The sequence below is a fragment of the Streptomyces sp. NPDC005931 genome (assembly GCF_042871235.1).
GTDB lineage: Bacteria > Actinomycetota > Actinomycetes > Streptomycetales > Streptomycetaceae > Streptomyces.
In genome coordinates, this window is sequence record NZ_JBIAIG010000004.1 from 221,944 (window position 1) to 237,031 (window position 15,088).

Annotated in this window: 14 protein-coding genes and 1 pseudogene; 11 read left to right on the forward strand and 4 right to left on the reverse strand. The window is 70.2% G+C overall.

Annotation, left to right across the window (positions count from 1 at the left end; all coding sequences use genetic code 11):
* The first annotated feature begins 235 nt into the window (after nucleotides 1-235).
* From rpsL to tuf, 4 genes are all read left to right on the forward strand, one after another.
* On the forward strand, nucleotides 236-607 hold the full coding sequence (gene rpsL, locus ACFYOV_RS12070; RefSeq protein WP_003948652.1) for a 30S ribosomal protein S12: 372 nt from the start codon (nucleotides 236-238) through the stop codon (nucleotides 605-607).
* 2 nt (nucleotides 608-609) lie between these two features.
* The gene (gene rpsG, locus ACFYOV_RS12075; RefSeq protein ID WP_003998848.1) at nucleotides 610-1,080 is read left to right on the forward strand and encodes a 30S ribosomal protein S7; all 471 of its coding nucleotides are present in this window, start codon (nucleotides 610-612) and stop codon (nucleotides 1,078-1,080) included.
* Nucleotides 1,081-1,119: 39 nt separating this feature from the next.
* Nucleotides 1,120-3,246, forward strand: coding sequence for an elongation factor G (gene fusA / locus ACFYOV_RS12080; protein ID WP_389086114.1), 2,127 nt, complete (start codon nucleotides 1,120-1,122; stop codon nucleotides 3,244-3,246).
* Between the two features lie 170 nt (nucleotides 3,247-3,416).
* Complete coding sequence (gene tuf / locus ACFYOV_RS12085; RefSeq protein ID WP_389086117.1) at nucleotides 3,417-4,610, forward strand: elongation factor Tu; 1,194 nt, start codon at nucleotides 3,417-3,419, stop codon at nucleotides 4,608-4,610.
* 220 nt (nucleotides 4,611-4,830) lie between these two features.
* Here tuf and ACFYOV_RS12090 read toward each other — a convergent pair whose 3' ends face one another.
* Nucleotides 4,831-6,021 (reverse strand): carbohydrate-binding protein, encoded by a 1,191-nt coding sequence (locus ACFYOV_RS12090; RefSeq protein ID WP_389086119.1) that lies wholly within the window; start codon nucleotides 6,019-6,021, stop codon nucleotides 4,831-4,833.
* A gap of 306 nt (nucleotides 6,022-6,327) precedes the next feature.
* Nucleotides 6,328-7,365 (reverse strand): LysR substrate-binding domain-containing protein, encoded by a 1,038-nt coding sequence (locus tag ACFYOV_RS12095; protein WP_389086122.1) that lies wholly within the window; start codon nucleotides 7,363-7,365, stop codon nucleotides 6,328-6,330.
* Between the two features lie 207 nt (nucleotides 7,366-7,572).
* Here ACFYOV_RS12095 and ACFYOV_RS12100 point away from each other — a divergent pair.
* Nucleotides 7,573-7,917 (forward strand): annotated as a pseudogene (locus tag ACFYOV_RS12100) (endo-1,4-beta-xylanase); the annotation flags it as partial.
* Between the two features lie 295 nt (nucleotides 7,918-8,212).
* Here the strand turns inward: ACFYOV_RS12100 and ACFYOV_RS12105 are convergent.
* A complete protein-coding gene (locus tag ACFYOV_RS12105; protein WP_389087063.1) occupies nucleotides 8,213-9,013 on the reverse strand; it encodes an SAM-dependent methyltransferase in 801 nt (266 codons plus the stop codon).
* Between the two features lie 138 nt (nucleotides 9,014-9,151).
* Here ACFYOV_RS12105 and ACFYOV_RS12110 point away from each other — a divergent pair, with 138 nt between their 5' ends.
* Nucleotides 9,152-9,316 (forward strand): hypothetical protein, encoded by a 165-nt coding sequence (locus ACFYOV_RS12110; RefSeq protein ID WP_389086124.1) that lies wholly within the window; start codon nucleotides 9,152-9,154, stop codon nucleotides 9,314-9,316.
* 226 nt (nucleotides 9,317-9,542) lie between these two features.
* Entirely contained in the window at nucleotides 9,543-10,901 is a 1,359-nt protein-coding gene (gene gdhA / locus ACFYOV_RS12115) for an NADP-specific glutamate dehydrogenase (protein WP_389086127.1), read from the forward strand.
* Between the two features lie 204 nt (nucleotides 10,902-11,105).
* Here gdhA and ACFYOV_RS12120 read toward each other — a convergent pair whose 3' ends face one another.
* Nucleotides 11,106-11,864, reverse strand: a complete 759-nt coding sequence (locus tag ACFYOV_RS12120; RefSeq protein ID WP_389086129.1) for a YqjF family protein — start codon at nucleotides 11,862-11,864, stop codon at nucleotides 11,106-11,108.
* A gap of 353 nt (nucleotides 11,865-12,217) precedes the next feature.
* On the opposite strand from ACFYOV_RS12120, the gene ACFYOV_RS12125 reads away from it, so the two are divergent.
* The 4 genes from ACFYOV_RS12125 to rplC all read left to right on the forward strand — a co-directional run bounded on the left by ACFYOV_RS12125 (nucleotide 12,218) and on the right by rplC (nucleotide 15,086).
* The gene (locus ACFYOV_RS12125) at nucleotides 12,218-12,547 is read left to right on the forward strand and encodes a cupin domain-containing protein (RefSeq protein WP_389086131.1); all 330 of its coding nucleotides are present in this window, start codon (nucleotides 12,218-12,220) and stop codon (nucleotides 12,545-12,547) included.
* Nucleotides 12,548-12,711: 164 nt separating this feature from the next.
* On the forward strand, nucleotides 12,712-13,686 hold the full coding sequence (locus ACFYOV_RS12130; RefSeq protein WP_389086133.1) for an SUKH-3 domain-containing protein: 975 nt from the start codon (nucleotides 12,712-12,714) through the stop codon (nucleotides 13,684-13,686).
* Nucleotides 13,687-14,114: 428 nt separating this feature from the next.
* Nucleotides 14,115-14,423, forward strand: a complete 309-nt coding sequence (gene rpsJ / locus ACFYOV_RS12135; RefSeq protein ID WP_003948644.1) for a 30S ribosomal protein S10 — start codon at nucleotides 14,115-14,117, stop codon at nucleotides 14,421-14,423.
* An 18-nt stretch (nucleotides 14,424-14,441) separates the two neighbouring features.
* Entirely contained in the window at nucleotides 14,442-15,086 is a 645-nt protein-coding gene (rplC, locus tag ACFYOV_RS12140) for a 50S ribosomal protein L3 (RefSeq protein WP_030571197.1), read from the forward strand.
* Nucleotides 15,087-15,088: the final 2 nt, after the last annotated feature.

Sequence of the window (15,088 nt, forward strand, 5' to 3'; positions counted from 1 at the left end):
TCCATTTGTTTTGACCGAAGTCCGTGAGGTAGGTACGCTCAGACCTTGTGCCTGGGGTGTGCCCTGGCCCTCGTGCGTGCCATCACACCGCATCCGGGGGCCGCGTACGGCCACCGTAATCCGCGCTTCATCCTGCCTGGCGGCGGGGGTCCGCGGGATTCGACACACCCGACCGCGTGGGTCGGCGACGTTCCAGGTTAGCTGTACCCATCGGCACACAGAAACCGGAGAAGTAGTGCCTACGATCCAGCAGCTGGTCCGCAAGGGCCGGCAGGACAAGGTCGAGAAGAACAAGACGCCCGCACTCGAGGGTTCTCCTCAGCGCCGCGGCGTCTGCACGCGTGTGTTCACGACCACCCCGAAGAAGCCGAACTCGGCCCTGCGTAAGGTCGCGCGTGTGCGTCTGACCAGCGGGATCGAGGTCACCGCTTACATTCCGGGTGAGGGACACAACCTGCAGGAGCACTCCATCGTGCTCGTGCGCGGCGGCCGTGTGAAGGACCTGCCGGGTGTTCGCTACAAGATCATCCGCGGTTCGCTCGACACCCAGGGTGTCAAGAACCGCAAGCAGGCTCGCAGCCGTTACGGCGCCAAGAAGGAGAAGTAAGAATGCCTCGTAAGGGCCCCGCCCCGAAGCGTCCGGTCATCATCGACCCGGTCTACGGCTCTCCTCTGGTGACCTCCCTGATCAACAAGGTGCTGCTGAACGGCAAGCGCTCCACCGCCGAGCGCATCGTCTACGGCGCCATGGAGGGCCTGCGCGAGAAGACCGGCAACGACCCGGTCATCACGCTGAAGCGCGCTCTCGAGAACATCAAGCCGACCCTCGAGGTCAAGTCCCGCCGTGTCGGTGGTGCCACCTACCAGGTTCCGGTCGAGGTCAAGCCCGGCCGTGCCAACACGCTGGCCCTGCGCTGGCTGGTCGGTTACTCCCGCGCCCGTCGCGAGAAGACCATGACCGAGCGTCTGCTCAACGAGCTCCTCGACGCCAGCAACGGCCTGGGTGCCGCTGTGAAGAAGCGCGAGGACACGCACAAGATGGCCGAGTCCAACAAGGCCTTCGCGCACTACCGCTGGTAGTCGCAGACCCCATCGAGACCGAGAGAAGACTGAAGCCTTATGGCTACCACTTCGCTTGACCTGGCCAGGGTCCGCAACATCGGGATCATGGCCCACATCGACGCGGGCAAGACGACCACCACCGAGCGGATCCTGTTCTACACCGGCGTCTCCTACAAGATCGGTGAGGTCCACGACGGCGCTGCCACCATGGACTGGATGGAGCAGGAGCAGGAGCGTGGCATCACGATCACCTCTGCTGCCACCACCTGTCACTGGTCGCTGGAAGACGTCGACCACACCATCAACATCATCGACACGCCGGGCCACGTCGACTTCACCGTCGAGGTGGAGCGTTCCCTGCGCGTGCTCGACGGTGCGGTGACGGTGTTCGACGGCGTCGCCGGCGTTGAGCCCCAGTCCGAGACGGTTTGGCGTCAGGCGGACCGCTACGGCGTTCCGCGTATCTGCTTCGTCAACAAGCTGGACCGCACCGGTGCCGAGTTCCACCGCTGCGTCGACATGATCAGCGACCGCCTGGGTGCGCAGCCGCTGGTCATGCAGCTGCCGATCGGTGCCGAGGCCGACTTCAAGGGCGTCGTGGACCTGGTCCGCATGAAGGCGCTCGTGTGGTCCGCCGAGGCGGCCAAGGGCGAGATGTACGACGTCGTCGACATCCCGGCCACGCACACCGAGGCCGCCGAGGAGTGGCGCGGCAAGCTGGTCGAGGCCGTCGCGGAGAACGACGAGGAGCTGATGGAGCTGTACCTGGAGGGCGAGGAGCCCTCCGAGGAGCAGCTGTACGCGGCGATCCGCCGTATCACCATCGCCTCCGGCAAGGGCCAGGGCACCACGGTGACCCCGGTCTTCTGCGGCACCGCGTTCAAGAACAAGGGTGTCCAGCCGCTGCTCGACGCGGTCGTGCGCTACCTGCCCTCCCCGGTCGACATCGAGGCCATCGAGGGCCACGACGTCAAGGACCCGGAGCTGGCCGTCACGCGCAAGCCGTCCGACGAGGAGCCGCTGTCGGCGCTGGCGTTCAAGATCATGAGCGACCCGCACCTCGGCAAACTCACCTTCGTCCGCGTGTACTCCGGTCGCCTGGAGTCCGGCACCTCCGTGCTGAACTCCGTCAAGGGCCGCAAGGAGCGCATCGGCAAGATCTACCGCATGCACGCGAACAAGCGTGAGGAGATCGAGTCGGTGGGCGCCGGCGACATCGTCGCGGTCATGGGTCTGAAGCAGACCACGACCGGTGAGACGCTGTGCGACGAGAAGGCCCCGGTGATCCTGGAGTCCATGGACTTCCCGGCGCCGGTCATCCAGGTCGCCATCGAGCCCAAGTCGAAGGGCGACCAGGAAAAGCTCGGCGTCGCGATCCAGCGTCTGGCCGAGGAGGACCCGTCCTTCCAGGTTCACTCGGACGAGGAGACGGGCCAGACCATCATCGGTGGTATGGGAGAGCTGCACCTCGAGGTGCTGGTCGACCGTATGCGCCGTGAGTTCAAGGTCGAGGCCAACGTCGGCAAGCCTCAGGTCGCGTACCGTGAAACGATCCGCAAGTCGGTCGAGAAGGTCGAGTACACCCACAAGAAGCAGACGGGTGGTACCGGCCAGTTCGCTCGCGTCATCATCGCGATCGAGCCGATCGAGGGCGGCGACGCCAGCTACGAGTTCGTCAACAAGGTGACCGGTGGCCGCGTGCCGAAGGAGTACATCCCTTCGGTCGACGCCGGTGCGCAGGAGGCCATGCAGTTCGGCATCCTCGCCGGTTACGAGATGACCGGTGTCCGCGTGACGCTGCTCGACGGTGCCTACCACGAGGTGGACTCCTCCGAGCTGGCGTTCAAGATTGCCGGTTCGCAGGCCTTCAAGGAGGCCGCGCGGAAGGCGTCGCCGGTTCTCCTCGAGCCGATGATGGCCGTCGAGGTCACCACGCCCGAGGACTACATGGGTGAAGTCATCGGTGACATCAACTCCCGCCGTGGCCAGATCCAGGCCATGGAGGAGCGGGCGGGTGCCCGCGTCGTGAAGGGCCTCGTGCCCCTGTCGGAGATGTTCGGCTACGTCGGAGACCTCCGCAGCAAGACGTCGGGTCGCGCAAGCTACTCGATGCAGTTCGACTCCTACGCCGAGGTTCCGCGGAACGTCGCCGAGGAGATCATCGCGAAGGCCAAGGGCGAGTAACGGACTCCGTTCAACGGACCCCGTTCACACGCTTTAGGCTTGACCCCGGAGCCTGCATGGGGCATTCCGCCGTGAACCCGGCGGAATGCCCCCGGCACCCGGGCTTTCCAGCAAAGATCACCTGGCGCCGATGAGTAAGGCGTACAGAACCACTCCACAGGAGGACCCCAGTGGCGAAGGCGAAGTTCGAGCGGACTAAGCCGCACGTCAACATCGGCACCATCGGTCACATCGACCACGGTAAGACGACCCTCACGGCCGCCATTACCAAGGTGCTGCACGACGCGTACCCGGACCTGAACGAGGCCTCGGCCTTCGACCAGATCGACAAGGCTCCCGAGGAGCGCCAGCGCGGTATCACCATCTCCATCGCGCACGTCGAGTACCAGACCGAGACGCGTCACTACGCCCACGTCGACTGCCCCGGTCACGCGGACTACATCAAGAACATGATCACGGGTGCGGCGCAGATGGACGGCGCCATCCTCGTGGTCGCCGCCACCGACGGCCCGATGCCGCAGACCAAGGAGCACGTGCTCCTGGCCCGCCAGGTCGGCGTTCCGTACATCGTCGTCGCCCTGAACAAGGCCGACATGGTGGACGACGAGGAGATCCTGGAGCTCGTCGAGCTCGAGGTGCGTGAGCTCCTCTCCGAGTACGAGTTCCCGGGCGACGACGTTCCGGTCGTCAAGGTCTCGGCGCTCAAGGCGCTCGAGGGCGACAAGGAGTGGGGCCAGTCGGTCCTGGACCTCATGGCCGCCGTCGACGAGGCGATCCCGCAGCCCGAGCGTGACGTCGACAAGCCGTTCCTGATGCCGATCGAGGACGTCTTCACCATCACCGGTCGCGGTACGGTCGTCACCGGCCGCATCGAGCGTGGTGTCCTCAAGGTCAACGAGACCGTCGACATCATCGGCATCAAGACCGAGAAGACCACCACCACGGTCACCGGCATCGAGATGTTCCGCAAGCTGCTCGACGAGGGTCAGGCCGGTGAGAACGTCGGTCTGCTGCTCCGCGGCATCAAGCGCGAGGACGTCGAGCGCGGCCAGGTCATCATCAAGCCGGGCTCGGTCACCCCGCACACCGAGTTCGAGGCCCAGGCCTACATCCTGTCGAAGGACGAGGGTGGTCGCCACACCCCGTTCTTCAACAACTACCGCCCGCAGTTCTACTTCCGTACGACGGACGTGACCGGCGTCGTGACCCTCCCCGAGGGCACCGAGATGGTCATGCCGGGTGACAACACCGAGATGAAGGTGGAGCTCATCCAGCCCGTCGCCATGGAAGAGGGCCTGAAGTTCGCCATCCGTGAGGGTGGCCGGACCGTGGGCGCCGGCCAGGTCACCAAGATCACCAAGTGAGCTTGCTGATCTGACCCGGTAGCTCCAGCGAGCACCAGAGGGGCCCGCACGACTTCGGTCGTGCGGGCCCCTTCGCCGTGCGGGCCTTCCTCCGATCCCGGGGCCCCTTCGGGGGCGGGCCCTCGCCGAGCAGGACGGACATGACCGGGCCCGGGTGCAGACGTTGCACCCGGGCCCGGTCTCCCGCGCACCCGTCAGGGCGGTTCAGGGGGTCAGCGGCTCACCCCCGCTGCCACAGCGCCGGTGTGTTCGGGGGCTCCCATCCCGGCTGGGCCTGGTGGGTCTGGAGGCAGCGGTAGGTGGCGCCGCCGTAGGTGACCGTGGCGCCCGCCTGGTAGACGGTGCCGGCGGCCCAGGTGCCGCCACCCGGCGGGGGCTCCTGGGGGCCGCCGTCGCCCGTCGTCCTCAGGGTGAGGCCGTAGGTCTGGAGCAGCGGGTTGATCGGCTGGAAGTACGTCGTGCCGCCGCTGCTGCAGGTGCCCGAGCCGCCTGAGGTGACGCCCTGGGCCTGGCTGCCGGAGACGTACGCGCCGCCCGAGTCGCCGGGCTCGGCGCAGACGCTGGTGCGGGTCACGCCGGAGACGGTGCCCTCGGGGTAGGTCACGCTGGTGTCGAGCTGCTGCACGGTGCCGCAGTGCCAGCCGGTCGTCGAGCCCGAGCGGCAGATCGACGAGCCGACCGGCGCCTGCGTGGACCCGGCGACCTGCACGTTCGCGCCGCCCGCGCCCTTGACGTATGGCGTCGCGGTCCAGCTGGAGTTGGTGGCCACCCACGCCATGTCGCGGCCGGGGAAGGACGAGCCCTGGAAGGAGCCCTGCGCGACCTGGTTGTAGCCGCTGGTGCCGGTGCCGGCCCGGCCGCAGTGGCCGGCGGTGGCGAAGCCCTGCTGGGTGCCGCGGGTGACCGGGAAGCCGACCGAGCAGCGGCCGCCGCCGCCCATGTAGTACGCGTCCCCGCCCCGCAGGTCGTACAGCGCGCGGGGCCGTTCGGCCGTCCTCGCGACGCGCGCCATGTCGCCGTCGACACCGGCCGCCTTCAGCAGCAGGCGGGCCGCGGCGGAGCGTACCGCCTCCACCACGACGGTGTTGCTGCGGATGTCGACGTACCGGACCGGTGCGTCGGCGGTGCCGGTGCGGTCGGCCGCCCGGTCCAGGCGGGCCTTGGCCGCCTCCAGCTCGGCGAGGGAGTGGGACACCACGGTGGCCTCGGCGCCCCGCGCCTCGATCGCGGGGACGTCGGCGGCGTCGGTGGTCGCCACGGTGAGCGTGCCGGACTCGGCGCCGCGCACCCAGGTGCCCGCGAAGTCGGAGCCGAGGGCGGCCCGCAGACGTCCGGCGACGGCACCGGCCTCCGCCTCGTTCACCAGTCGGCGCTCCGCCTGCTCCCGGTCCAGCCCGAGGTCGCGCTCCATGGCGCGCAGCAGCGCGGGGTGAGCCGCGTCGGTGCGCAGCGTCTCGGCGGCGGAGGGCGCCGTGGACGTGGGGGAGGCGGTCCCGGCGCTCGCGGAGCCGCTGAGCCCGGCCGCGAGCAGGGCCGCCGTCGCCGCGACGGCGGCGCCCGCGGCTCTGACCCTGGTGTGTGTCGCTGGAGCATGGGGGATTCTCCTCGGTTTCGGTGGGGAGGTGCCGAAACCGTAGGAGTCGTCAATCGGCCGTCGTAAGACGTCGGTCGACCCTCTCCCCGGTGTTATGGAACGGGCGGAGCGCGCGGTGGCGGCTCAGGGAACGGCTTTCGTCCCGGTGAGGGGCGTCCCGCCGTCCACCGTCCCGTCGTCAGCCGTACCGCCGCGGGCGGCGGGCCAATCGGCGTGCCGGTCGCCGCGGTCCGTCAGCCACTCGGTGTAGCTGTCGCTGCGCGCGGCCACGCCCGCGTGGGCGAGGCGCGCCTGGGCGAGGACGGTGGCCGCGGTGTCGGCCCGCTGCGTCCCCGTGTGCCAGCCGAGCAGATGGCGCCAGGCCAGCGGCGTACCGGTGAGAGGCCGGGTGGCGACACCGGGCGTGGCCGGGAAGGTCGCCCGGCACAGTCCCACCGCCCGGCCCACCTGCACCAGGTGGACGAGGGACGCGGTGTCCGTCTCGTACATGCGGCGTGGGGTGAACCCGGCGCGGGCGCAGGCTGCGGTGAAGCAGTCGCCGAAGCAGCCGTCGCCGGGGACGCACGCCCACTCCGCACCGGCCAGCTCGGTCAGGTCCACCTCCGCCCGGCTGGCCAGTGGATGGCCGTCGGGCACCATCACGAAGACGGGATCGACGGCGACCTCACGCCAGAGCAGGACCTCCGCGCCGGGTGGGGCGGCGGAGCCGCAGGTCCCGGCGAGGGCGAAGTCCAGCCGCCCCTCGGCCAGGAGGTCGGCGAGCCGGCGCTCGGACCAGGAGGTGCAGGTGGTGACCCGGGCGGCGGGTGCCATGTCCACGAGCCGGTCCACCAGGGCGCCGAGCAGGGGACCGTGGGTGCCGCCGAGGCGGAGGCACGCCGTCGTGTGCGGGCTGCGGGCGAACCGTGCGGCCTCCTGCTGGAGTTCGGTCACCGCGGGCAGTACGACGCGGGTGCGCTCCAGCACCAGCTCGCCGAGCGCGGTGGCCCGTACGCCGTGCCGACCGCGCTCGAACAGCTCACCACCCAGGGCGCGTTCGATCCGCTTGAGCTGTGCGCTCAGCGCGGGCTGGGCGAGACCGAGGTCGGTCGCCGCCTTGGTGAGGCTGCCCGCGTCCGCGATCGCCCGGATCGTTCTCAGATGCCGCAACTCGAGCTCCATGAGGGGAGCTTGCGGTGTCGGTGGGGCGGGGGCAAGGGGTTGGTACGGACCTGTTGAAGCAGGAACGTTGCGCCGGCGGCGGGGCGAACGCGGTGCGGGTTCGGCGGCCACCACCTGTCGCAGGACTACCCGGCCCCGTTCACGCACGACAAGGAGTACCGGAAGATCCTGGCGCGCCAGTTCAGCCCGGTCCCCCCCGAGAACCGGATGAAGTGGGACTTCATCCACCCCGAGAAGGACCGCTGTGTCCTGCGCGACCACATCAAGACCGTCGTCGGCCACTACGCCGACCGCATCCAGCAGTGGGACGTCGCCAACGAGATCTTGGACGACCAGGGCAGGCTGCGGACGACGGACAGCACGCGCTACGGCTTCCCGGGCGACCTGGAGCAGAACCTGCGCCGCTTCGACGCGCTGGGACTGGAGACCGCCGTCACCGAGCTGGACGTCCGCATGAACCTGCCGGCCGAGGGCGTGCCCACGCCGGAGATGGAGCGCAAGCAGGCCGACTCCCACCGGCGCACGCTGGATGCCTGCCTTGGCCGTGGACGGCTGCACTCCTTCACCGTCTGGGGCTTCACCGACAAGTACTCCTGGGTGCCGGTGTTTCGAGGGCGAGGGCCACGCCAACGTCATGACCGAGGACTTCGCCCGCAGGCCCGCCTTCTACGCGCTGCGGAACACCCTCAAGGCGGCGCGGTAGGACGACGGCGAACGGGCCGGACGGGAGGCGGGGGGTGCCGTCCCCGGATCGGCAAGGACACGGCGGCCGGGGGCGGACCGGGGGTCCGGGACCGCCGTCCCCGTCGCCCGGCGGGACGCCGGAAGGCGCCCCGTTGGGCGGGACTCACAGCTTGCGGGCCACCGCCACGTACGCCCCGCTGTGCACACCTTCCTGCCCCGGCACCGGTTCCCCGAGCGCCGGGTGCCACTCCTCGGCCGCCACGATGCCGGGGTCGACGATCTCCAGCCCCTCGAAGAACCGGGCGAACCGGTCCCTGCTGCGCATGTCCATGGTGAGCCCGCCCGCCCGGTAGAGGTCGATCACCTTCCGGGACGCCTCCTCCGGGTGGAAGTCGGGGGTGAGGTGGGACATGACCAGGTAACTGCCGGGCGCCAGAGCCTCCTTGAGCCGCTCCACCAGCTCGTACGCCCCGTCCTCGTCGCTGAAGAAGTGCAGCAGTGCGATCAGGGACAGTGCGACCGGCCGGTCGAAATCCAGAGTCTTCCGGGCCTGCTCGACGATGACGGCGGTGTCCCGCGCGTCCGCCTGCACGTAGTCGACGACCCCTTCGGGAGTACCCCGCAGCAGTGCCTCGGCGTGGACGAGGACGATCGGGTCGTTGTCGCAGTACACCACCCGTGCGTCGGTGGCGATGCCCTGGGCCACCTGGTGCAGGTTCGGCTCGGTCGGGATGCCGGTCCCGATGTCGAGGAACTGGCGCACGCCCCGGTCCGCCACCCAGCGGATGGCACGGTGCATGAACGCCCTGTTCATCCGCGCCATGACCGGGATGACCGGCGCGAACTCCACGAGCTGCCTGCCCAGCTCCTCGTCCACCGGGTAGTTGTCCTTGCCGCCGAGGAACCAGTCGTACATCCGCGCGGGATGCGGCTTGCTGGTGTCGATCCGTACGGGAGCGTCCATGCCGAAGTCTGGCCGATTCACGCCGTTTCCCCTTGTCGCGCCGGGCAGTTGACCTGTTCGGTCGTGCTCGCCACGATAGCCAGCCGCGGGTCGACACGAGGCGCGGGGCGGTGGAGCGGGGAGTGAAAGGGGCTTGTGGTGGCCGAACTCGTCAAGCGCGTGGCGGGTCCGGCGTACTGCACGGGTCGTGCCGGGGCCGCTGCCCTGTCGGAGGGCGAGGGCACGGGGCACGCCGTGGAGACGTATCTCATGCAGTTCCGGCCTGTCGACCGTGATCACGGCACGCCCGGGACGGTCGGATGACGTTCCGCCCGTCGTGCCTGACCTCGCCGTCCGGACTCCGTACAGTGCATCCGGATAACGGACGATCCGGCGGTTTTCTGATATCGCGTTAACACAGGAGTAACACTGAGCAGGTCGGCCGGCCTGTCGTATACGAACGGGGCGGCCGCTGTCCCGCGCGCGGCGATGGCGCCGAGCGCTCATCGCCGATTGCGTACCGGCGTCAGCCGTGCCAGAAAGGGACCCCGTGGCCACACGACCCGACCCCAGGATCTCGCTCGACCGGCTGCGCGCCGAGGTGGAGCGCCGCAACCCGGCGGAGCCCGAGTTCCACCAGGCCGCGCGCGAGGTGCTGGAGACGCTGGCCCCGGTGCTCGCGGCCCGGTCCGAATACGCCGACCCCGGACTCGTGGAGCGGCTCGTGGAGCCGGAGCGGCAGATCATGTTCCGCGTGCCGTGGCAGGACGACCACGGCCGGGTCCACGTCAACCGGGGCTTCCGGATCGAGTTCAACAGCGCCCTCGGCCCGTACAAGGGCGGCCTGCGCTTCCACCCCTCGGTGAACCTCGGGATCATCAAGTTCCTCGGCTTCGAGCAGATCTTCAAGAACGCGCTCACCGGACTCGGCATCGGCGGCGGCAAGGGCGGCAGCGACTTCGACCCGCGAGGGCGCAGTGACGCCGAGGTCATGCGCTTCTGCCAGTCCTTCATGACCGAGCTGTACCGGCACATCGGCGAGTACACCGACATCCCGGCCGGTGACATCGGCGTCGGTGCCCGCGAGATCGGCTACCTGTTCGGCCAGTACCGGCGGATCACCAACCGCTGGGAGGGCGGCGTGCTCACCGGCAAGAGCGTCGGCTGGGGCGGCTCGCTGATCCGCCCGGAGGCGACGGGGTACGGCAACGTGCTGTTCGCGGAGGCCATGCTGCGCGCCCGCGGCGAGGACCTCGAGGGGCAGACCGCGGTCGTCTCCGGCTCCGGCAACGTGGCGATCTACACCGTCCAGAAGCTGGCCGCCCTCGGCGCCAACCCGGTGACCTGCTCGGACTCCAGTGGCTACGTGGTCGACGAGAAAGGCATCGACGTGGAGCTGCTGCGGCAGGTCAAGGAGGTCGAGCGCGGGCGGGTGAGCACCTACGCCGAGCGCCGGGGCGCCTCCGCGCGGTTCGTGCCCGGCGGGCGGGTATGGGAGGTCCCGGCGGACGTCGCCCTGCCGTCGGCCACACAGAACGAGCTGAATGCCGAGGACGCCGCCACCCTGATCCGCAACGGCGTGAAGGCGGTCTCCGAGGGCGCGAACATGCCCACGACGCCCGAGGCCGTCGACCTGCTCCAGCAGGCCGGCGTCGCCTTCGGGCCCGGCAAGGCGGCCAACGCGGGTGGCGTCGCGGTCAGTGCGCTGGAGATGACGCAGAACGCGTCGCGCACCTCGTGGAAGGCGGACCAGGTCGAGCGGGAGCTGGCCCGGATCATGACCGACATCCACGCCACCTGCGCCGAGACCGCGGAGCGCTACGGCGCCCCCGGCGACTACGTGACCGGCGCGAACATCGCCGGGTTCGAACGGGTGGCGGACGCGATGCTGGCGCAGGGCGTCATCTGACGCGGACGCCCCGCGTCGGGCGGCGGCGTGTGAGGGCGCGGGCGCCCCGGGGCGGTCGGCGGTACGTGATGACGCGGGCGTTCTGGGGCGGTCGGGTGCGCGAGCGCTCACGGCGTCGCGCCGTCGAGGACGTGGCGCCCTCGGCCCGTGACGGTGCCGCGCCGCGCCGTCCCGCTCGCCCGTCGAGCCGAGGGAACGCCGCCGTCACGGAGTGGGAATACCGCCCGGCCGGGCCGGGCGGCCGAAGCGGGCAGGGACGCCCGGTGAGTACAGCACGCTCACCGGCTCCCCGGCCGGCCCCGGCAGCCCGGCCGCCGCGACCAGATCCTCCTCGCACTCCAGCAGCTCGGCCCGGTACAGGGGCCAGCGCGGATGTGCGTTCGGCAGGTACATCGACCGTCCGAAGAACGCACCGTGCATGCCCCAGCGGGCGGTGAGGAAGTGCTCCAGCTCCGTCGGCTCGGCGATCGGCTCGCCCCTGCGCACGGTGAGGCGCGTACCGGCGCCGCGCGGCCCGGGCCAGCGCCGGGAACCGGTGTAGGTGACGGTGTTGTCGTCGACGTGCTCGACGCGCATGCGGGACCAGACGTACGGCATCCCGAATCCCAGGCGGCCGACCGCCACCGGGATCAGCCGGGAGGCGTCCAGGGACAGAAACACCACACCGCGCCGCCCGTGGGCGTCCACCGAGTACAGGCGGACGTTCGTCTCCGGGAAGTTCCCGAGGTAGGGGACACCCGGCAGCCGCAGCCACCCCACCCGGTGCATCCGGAACGCGACGAGACCGACGTAGGTGACCCCGTCCAGGGCGTCGGGCACGGTGCCCGGTGGCAGCAGCCCCGCCACGTCGGCCGGGTCCACCGCCCAGTGCACGAACGTCAGGTCGAGCCAGGACTGGGTGAGCAGCGGACGCGCGATCGTCCCCGGCGGGTCGGGCGTCACGGGCTGCGGTGTCGGCGGCACGGGGCCAGTATCGCGGAGGGCACGGACGGCGGTGGGGCCGCGCACGAGACCGGCAGACGGGGGTACGGCCGCACACGCGACGGGCGGACGGCGGTACGGCGGCACACGCGACGGGCGGACGGCGGTACGGCCGCACACGCGACGGGCGGACGGCGGTACGGCTGCGCACGCGACGGGCAGATTGCGGTACGGCTGCGCACGCGATCGGCAGATTGCGGTACGGCCGCGCACACGACCGGCAGGCAGGGGTCAGGCAGTCCACCCGAACCGCGGCGCAGCACCCCACGAGGCCCCGGGACGTGCCCCCACATGGCCCTGGTAGCCGCAAGGCGCGCTCGGGAAGGCTTGCTGCCATGCAGAAACTCTCCCTCGATGCCCTCGCCCGCGAACACCTGGAACGCGCCGCCGCCACCTCCAACGGCCGCAGCGCCACCACCGTCTACGGCGGTCACGAGCACACCCTGCGCCAGACCCTGCTCGCGCTGACCTCCGGCACGGACCTCGCCGAGCACGACAGCCCCGGCGAGGCCACCCTGCTCGTCCTGCGCGGCCGCGTCCGCCTCACCAGCGGTGACGCGGAGTGGGAGGGTCGCACCGGCGACCTCATCGCCGTCCCCCCGGCCCGCCACAGTCTGGAGGCCCTGGAGGACGCGGCGGTGCTGCTGACGGTTGCCAAGGTCTGATGCGACCGCCGCGGACGCCGCCCGACCGCGCTACGCCGGCGACCCGTGGCACGATGTCGGGGCGGGTGACCGGGGCGAGTGACCGGGGCGAGTGACCGGGGCGGGTGACCGGGGCGGATGACGGCGACGACCGGGGCACCGCGATCATCGGGGTGGTGGTGTGAGTGAGCGACGAACCGGCACGTGGGTGGTCCCAGCAGACCGAACAGGTGCTGCGCCGCGCGGGCTGGTGGCCCGACCGCTCGGTGCCCACGGACACCTGGGAGACGGTGCTGCGTGAGCGCGGGGGCTTCACGGCTCACGACGCCGCCCGCGCCTTCCTCGCCGAGTTCGGCGGCCTGGTGACATACGGCTGGCCCGCCGATTCGATCACCACCTCGTCGGCCGTCCGGTTCGACCCCCTGCAGGCCGCCTGGCAGGACGAGCGCTTCGCCACGGCGGGACGGGAGGCGGAAACGTCCCTGTGCCCCGTGGGCACGGCGGACGAGGGGACCAGCGTCCTGGGAATGAGCGAGAACGGTGTCCTCCACCTTGTGCGCGACCATGCGGAACCGCTGGGAACGACGACCGAGCGGGCGCTGGACCGCCTGGTGGAGGCGCAGCGGGCGCGGTCCGCGCTCTGGACGCCGGGCACGCCGCCGGAGGAGCACCCGTTCTGGCGGCGGCTCGACACTCCGCGGCCCGGCCCGGACGCAGGGCCGTGCCGGCCCGAGGAGACGGACCGTGTGCTGAGGGCGGGCGGCTGGTTCCCGGGCCGTTCGGTGGCCACGGACACGTGGGAGAGCATCCTGCTGCAGACCGGCGAGTTCGAGCTGCACGAGGCGGCGCGGCGTTTCCTGGCGGAGTTCGGCGCCCTGGGAGTGCCCCACCGGGACCCGTGGCACTCGATGCCGTGGAGGGAGTTCTCGCTCGACCCCCTGGCGGCGATGTGGGACGCGGAGATCATCGACGACCTCGCCGAGCAGGCGGACACGGAGCTGTACCCGATCGGGACGTGTGACCGGAGGAACCAGTACCTGGCCATGGCGCCGGACGGGGCGGTGTACACGGGGATGGACAGCGTCGACCTGCTGGCCCCGACGCCCGACGAGGCGCTGCGCCGGCTCACCACCCGGATCCGGCCGGAGGCCGCCTTCTGATCATCAGGAGCGTGGACGCGCCCCTCGTGGGTTTGCTCCCGCCCGCCCCCGGGGTAATCTCTTCCGCTCGATTGGCCAGCCGCCTGCCCCATATGGCAGACTGTCCGAGTTGCTCGGTCGAGCGTTGATGCTGCGCGCCTCCCGCCGGGAGGACCGGAAGCGAGTCCCACAGTACTCGTCGCCCCTGATCAGGGGCGGACGTACGGGAATCTTCCGGGAAGCGTGGGCGCGGCGCCGACCAGGCACCCGGTGGGTCTTTCGCCCCCGGCTCGCGGTTCCGGTAGGGCCGTGTGCAATCCCGCAGGGATGTTCGAACAAGGGACATTCATGTCAGCGGGAGCGCGACACGCCCGACCGCGTGGGTCGGAGAACGAGGGAAGCAGCTCCGGGTTCCAGAGCGTAATGAGAGACAGGACTACGAAGTAGCCATGGCGGGACAGAAGATCCGCATCCGGCTCAAGGCCTACGACCACGAGGTCATCGACAGCTCGGCGAAGAAGATCGTCGAGACGGTGACCCGCACTGGTGCGTCGGTCGCGGGCCCGGTGCCGCTGCCCACTGAGAAGAACGTGTACTGCGTCATCAAGTCGCCGCACAAGTACAAGGACTCGCGCGAGCACTTCGAGATGCGCACGCACAAGCGCCTGATCGACATCCTCGACCCGACCCCCAAGACCGTTGACTCTCTGATGCGACTCGACCTCCCGGCCGGTGTCGACATCGAGATCAAGCTCTGAGGCCGGTGATCTGAAGAGATGGCAAAGCAGATCAAGGGCATCCTGGGCGAGAAGCTCGGCATGACGCAGGTGTGGGACGAGAACAACCGTGTTGTTCCGGTCACCGTCGTCAAGGCCGGCCCCAACGTCGTCACCCAGGTCCGTACGAACGACGTCGACGGCTACGAGTCGGTCCAGATCGCCTTCGGCGAGATCGACCCGCGCAAGGTGAACAAGCCCCTCAAGGGCCACTTCGCCAAGGCCGACGTCACCCCCCGTCGTCACCTCGTCGAGATCCGCACCGCGGACGCCTCCGAGTACACGCTGGGCCAGGAAGTCACCGCCGAGGTGTTCGAGGCCGGCGTGAAGGTCGACGTGACCGGCAAGAGCAAGGGCAAGGGCTTCGCCGGTGTCATGAAGCGCCACAACTTCCGTGGCCTCGGCGCCGGACACGGTACCCAGCGCAAGCACCGCTCGCCCGGTTCCATCGGTGGCTGCGCCACCCCGGGCCGCGTGTTCAAGGGCCTCCGCATGGCGGGCCGCATGGGCAACGAGCGGGTCACCACCCAGAACCTGACCGTCCACGCCGTTGACGCGGAGAAGGGTCTGCTGCTCATCAAGGGCGCGGTTCCCGGTCCGAACGGCGGCCTCGTCCTGGTCCGCACCGCGGCCAAGGGGGCCTGAGG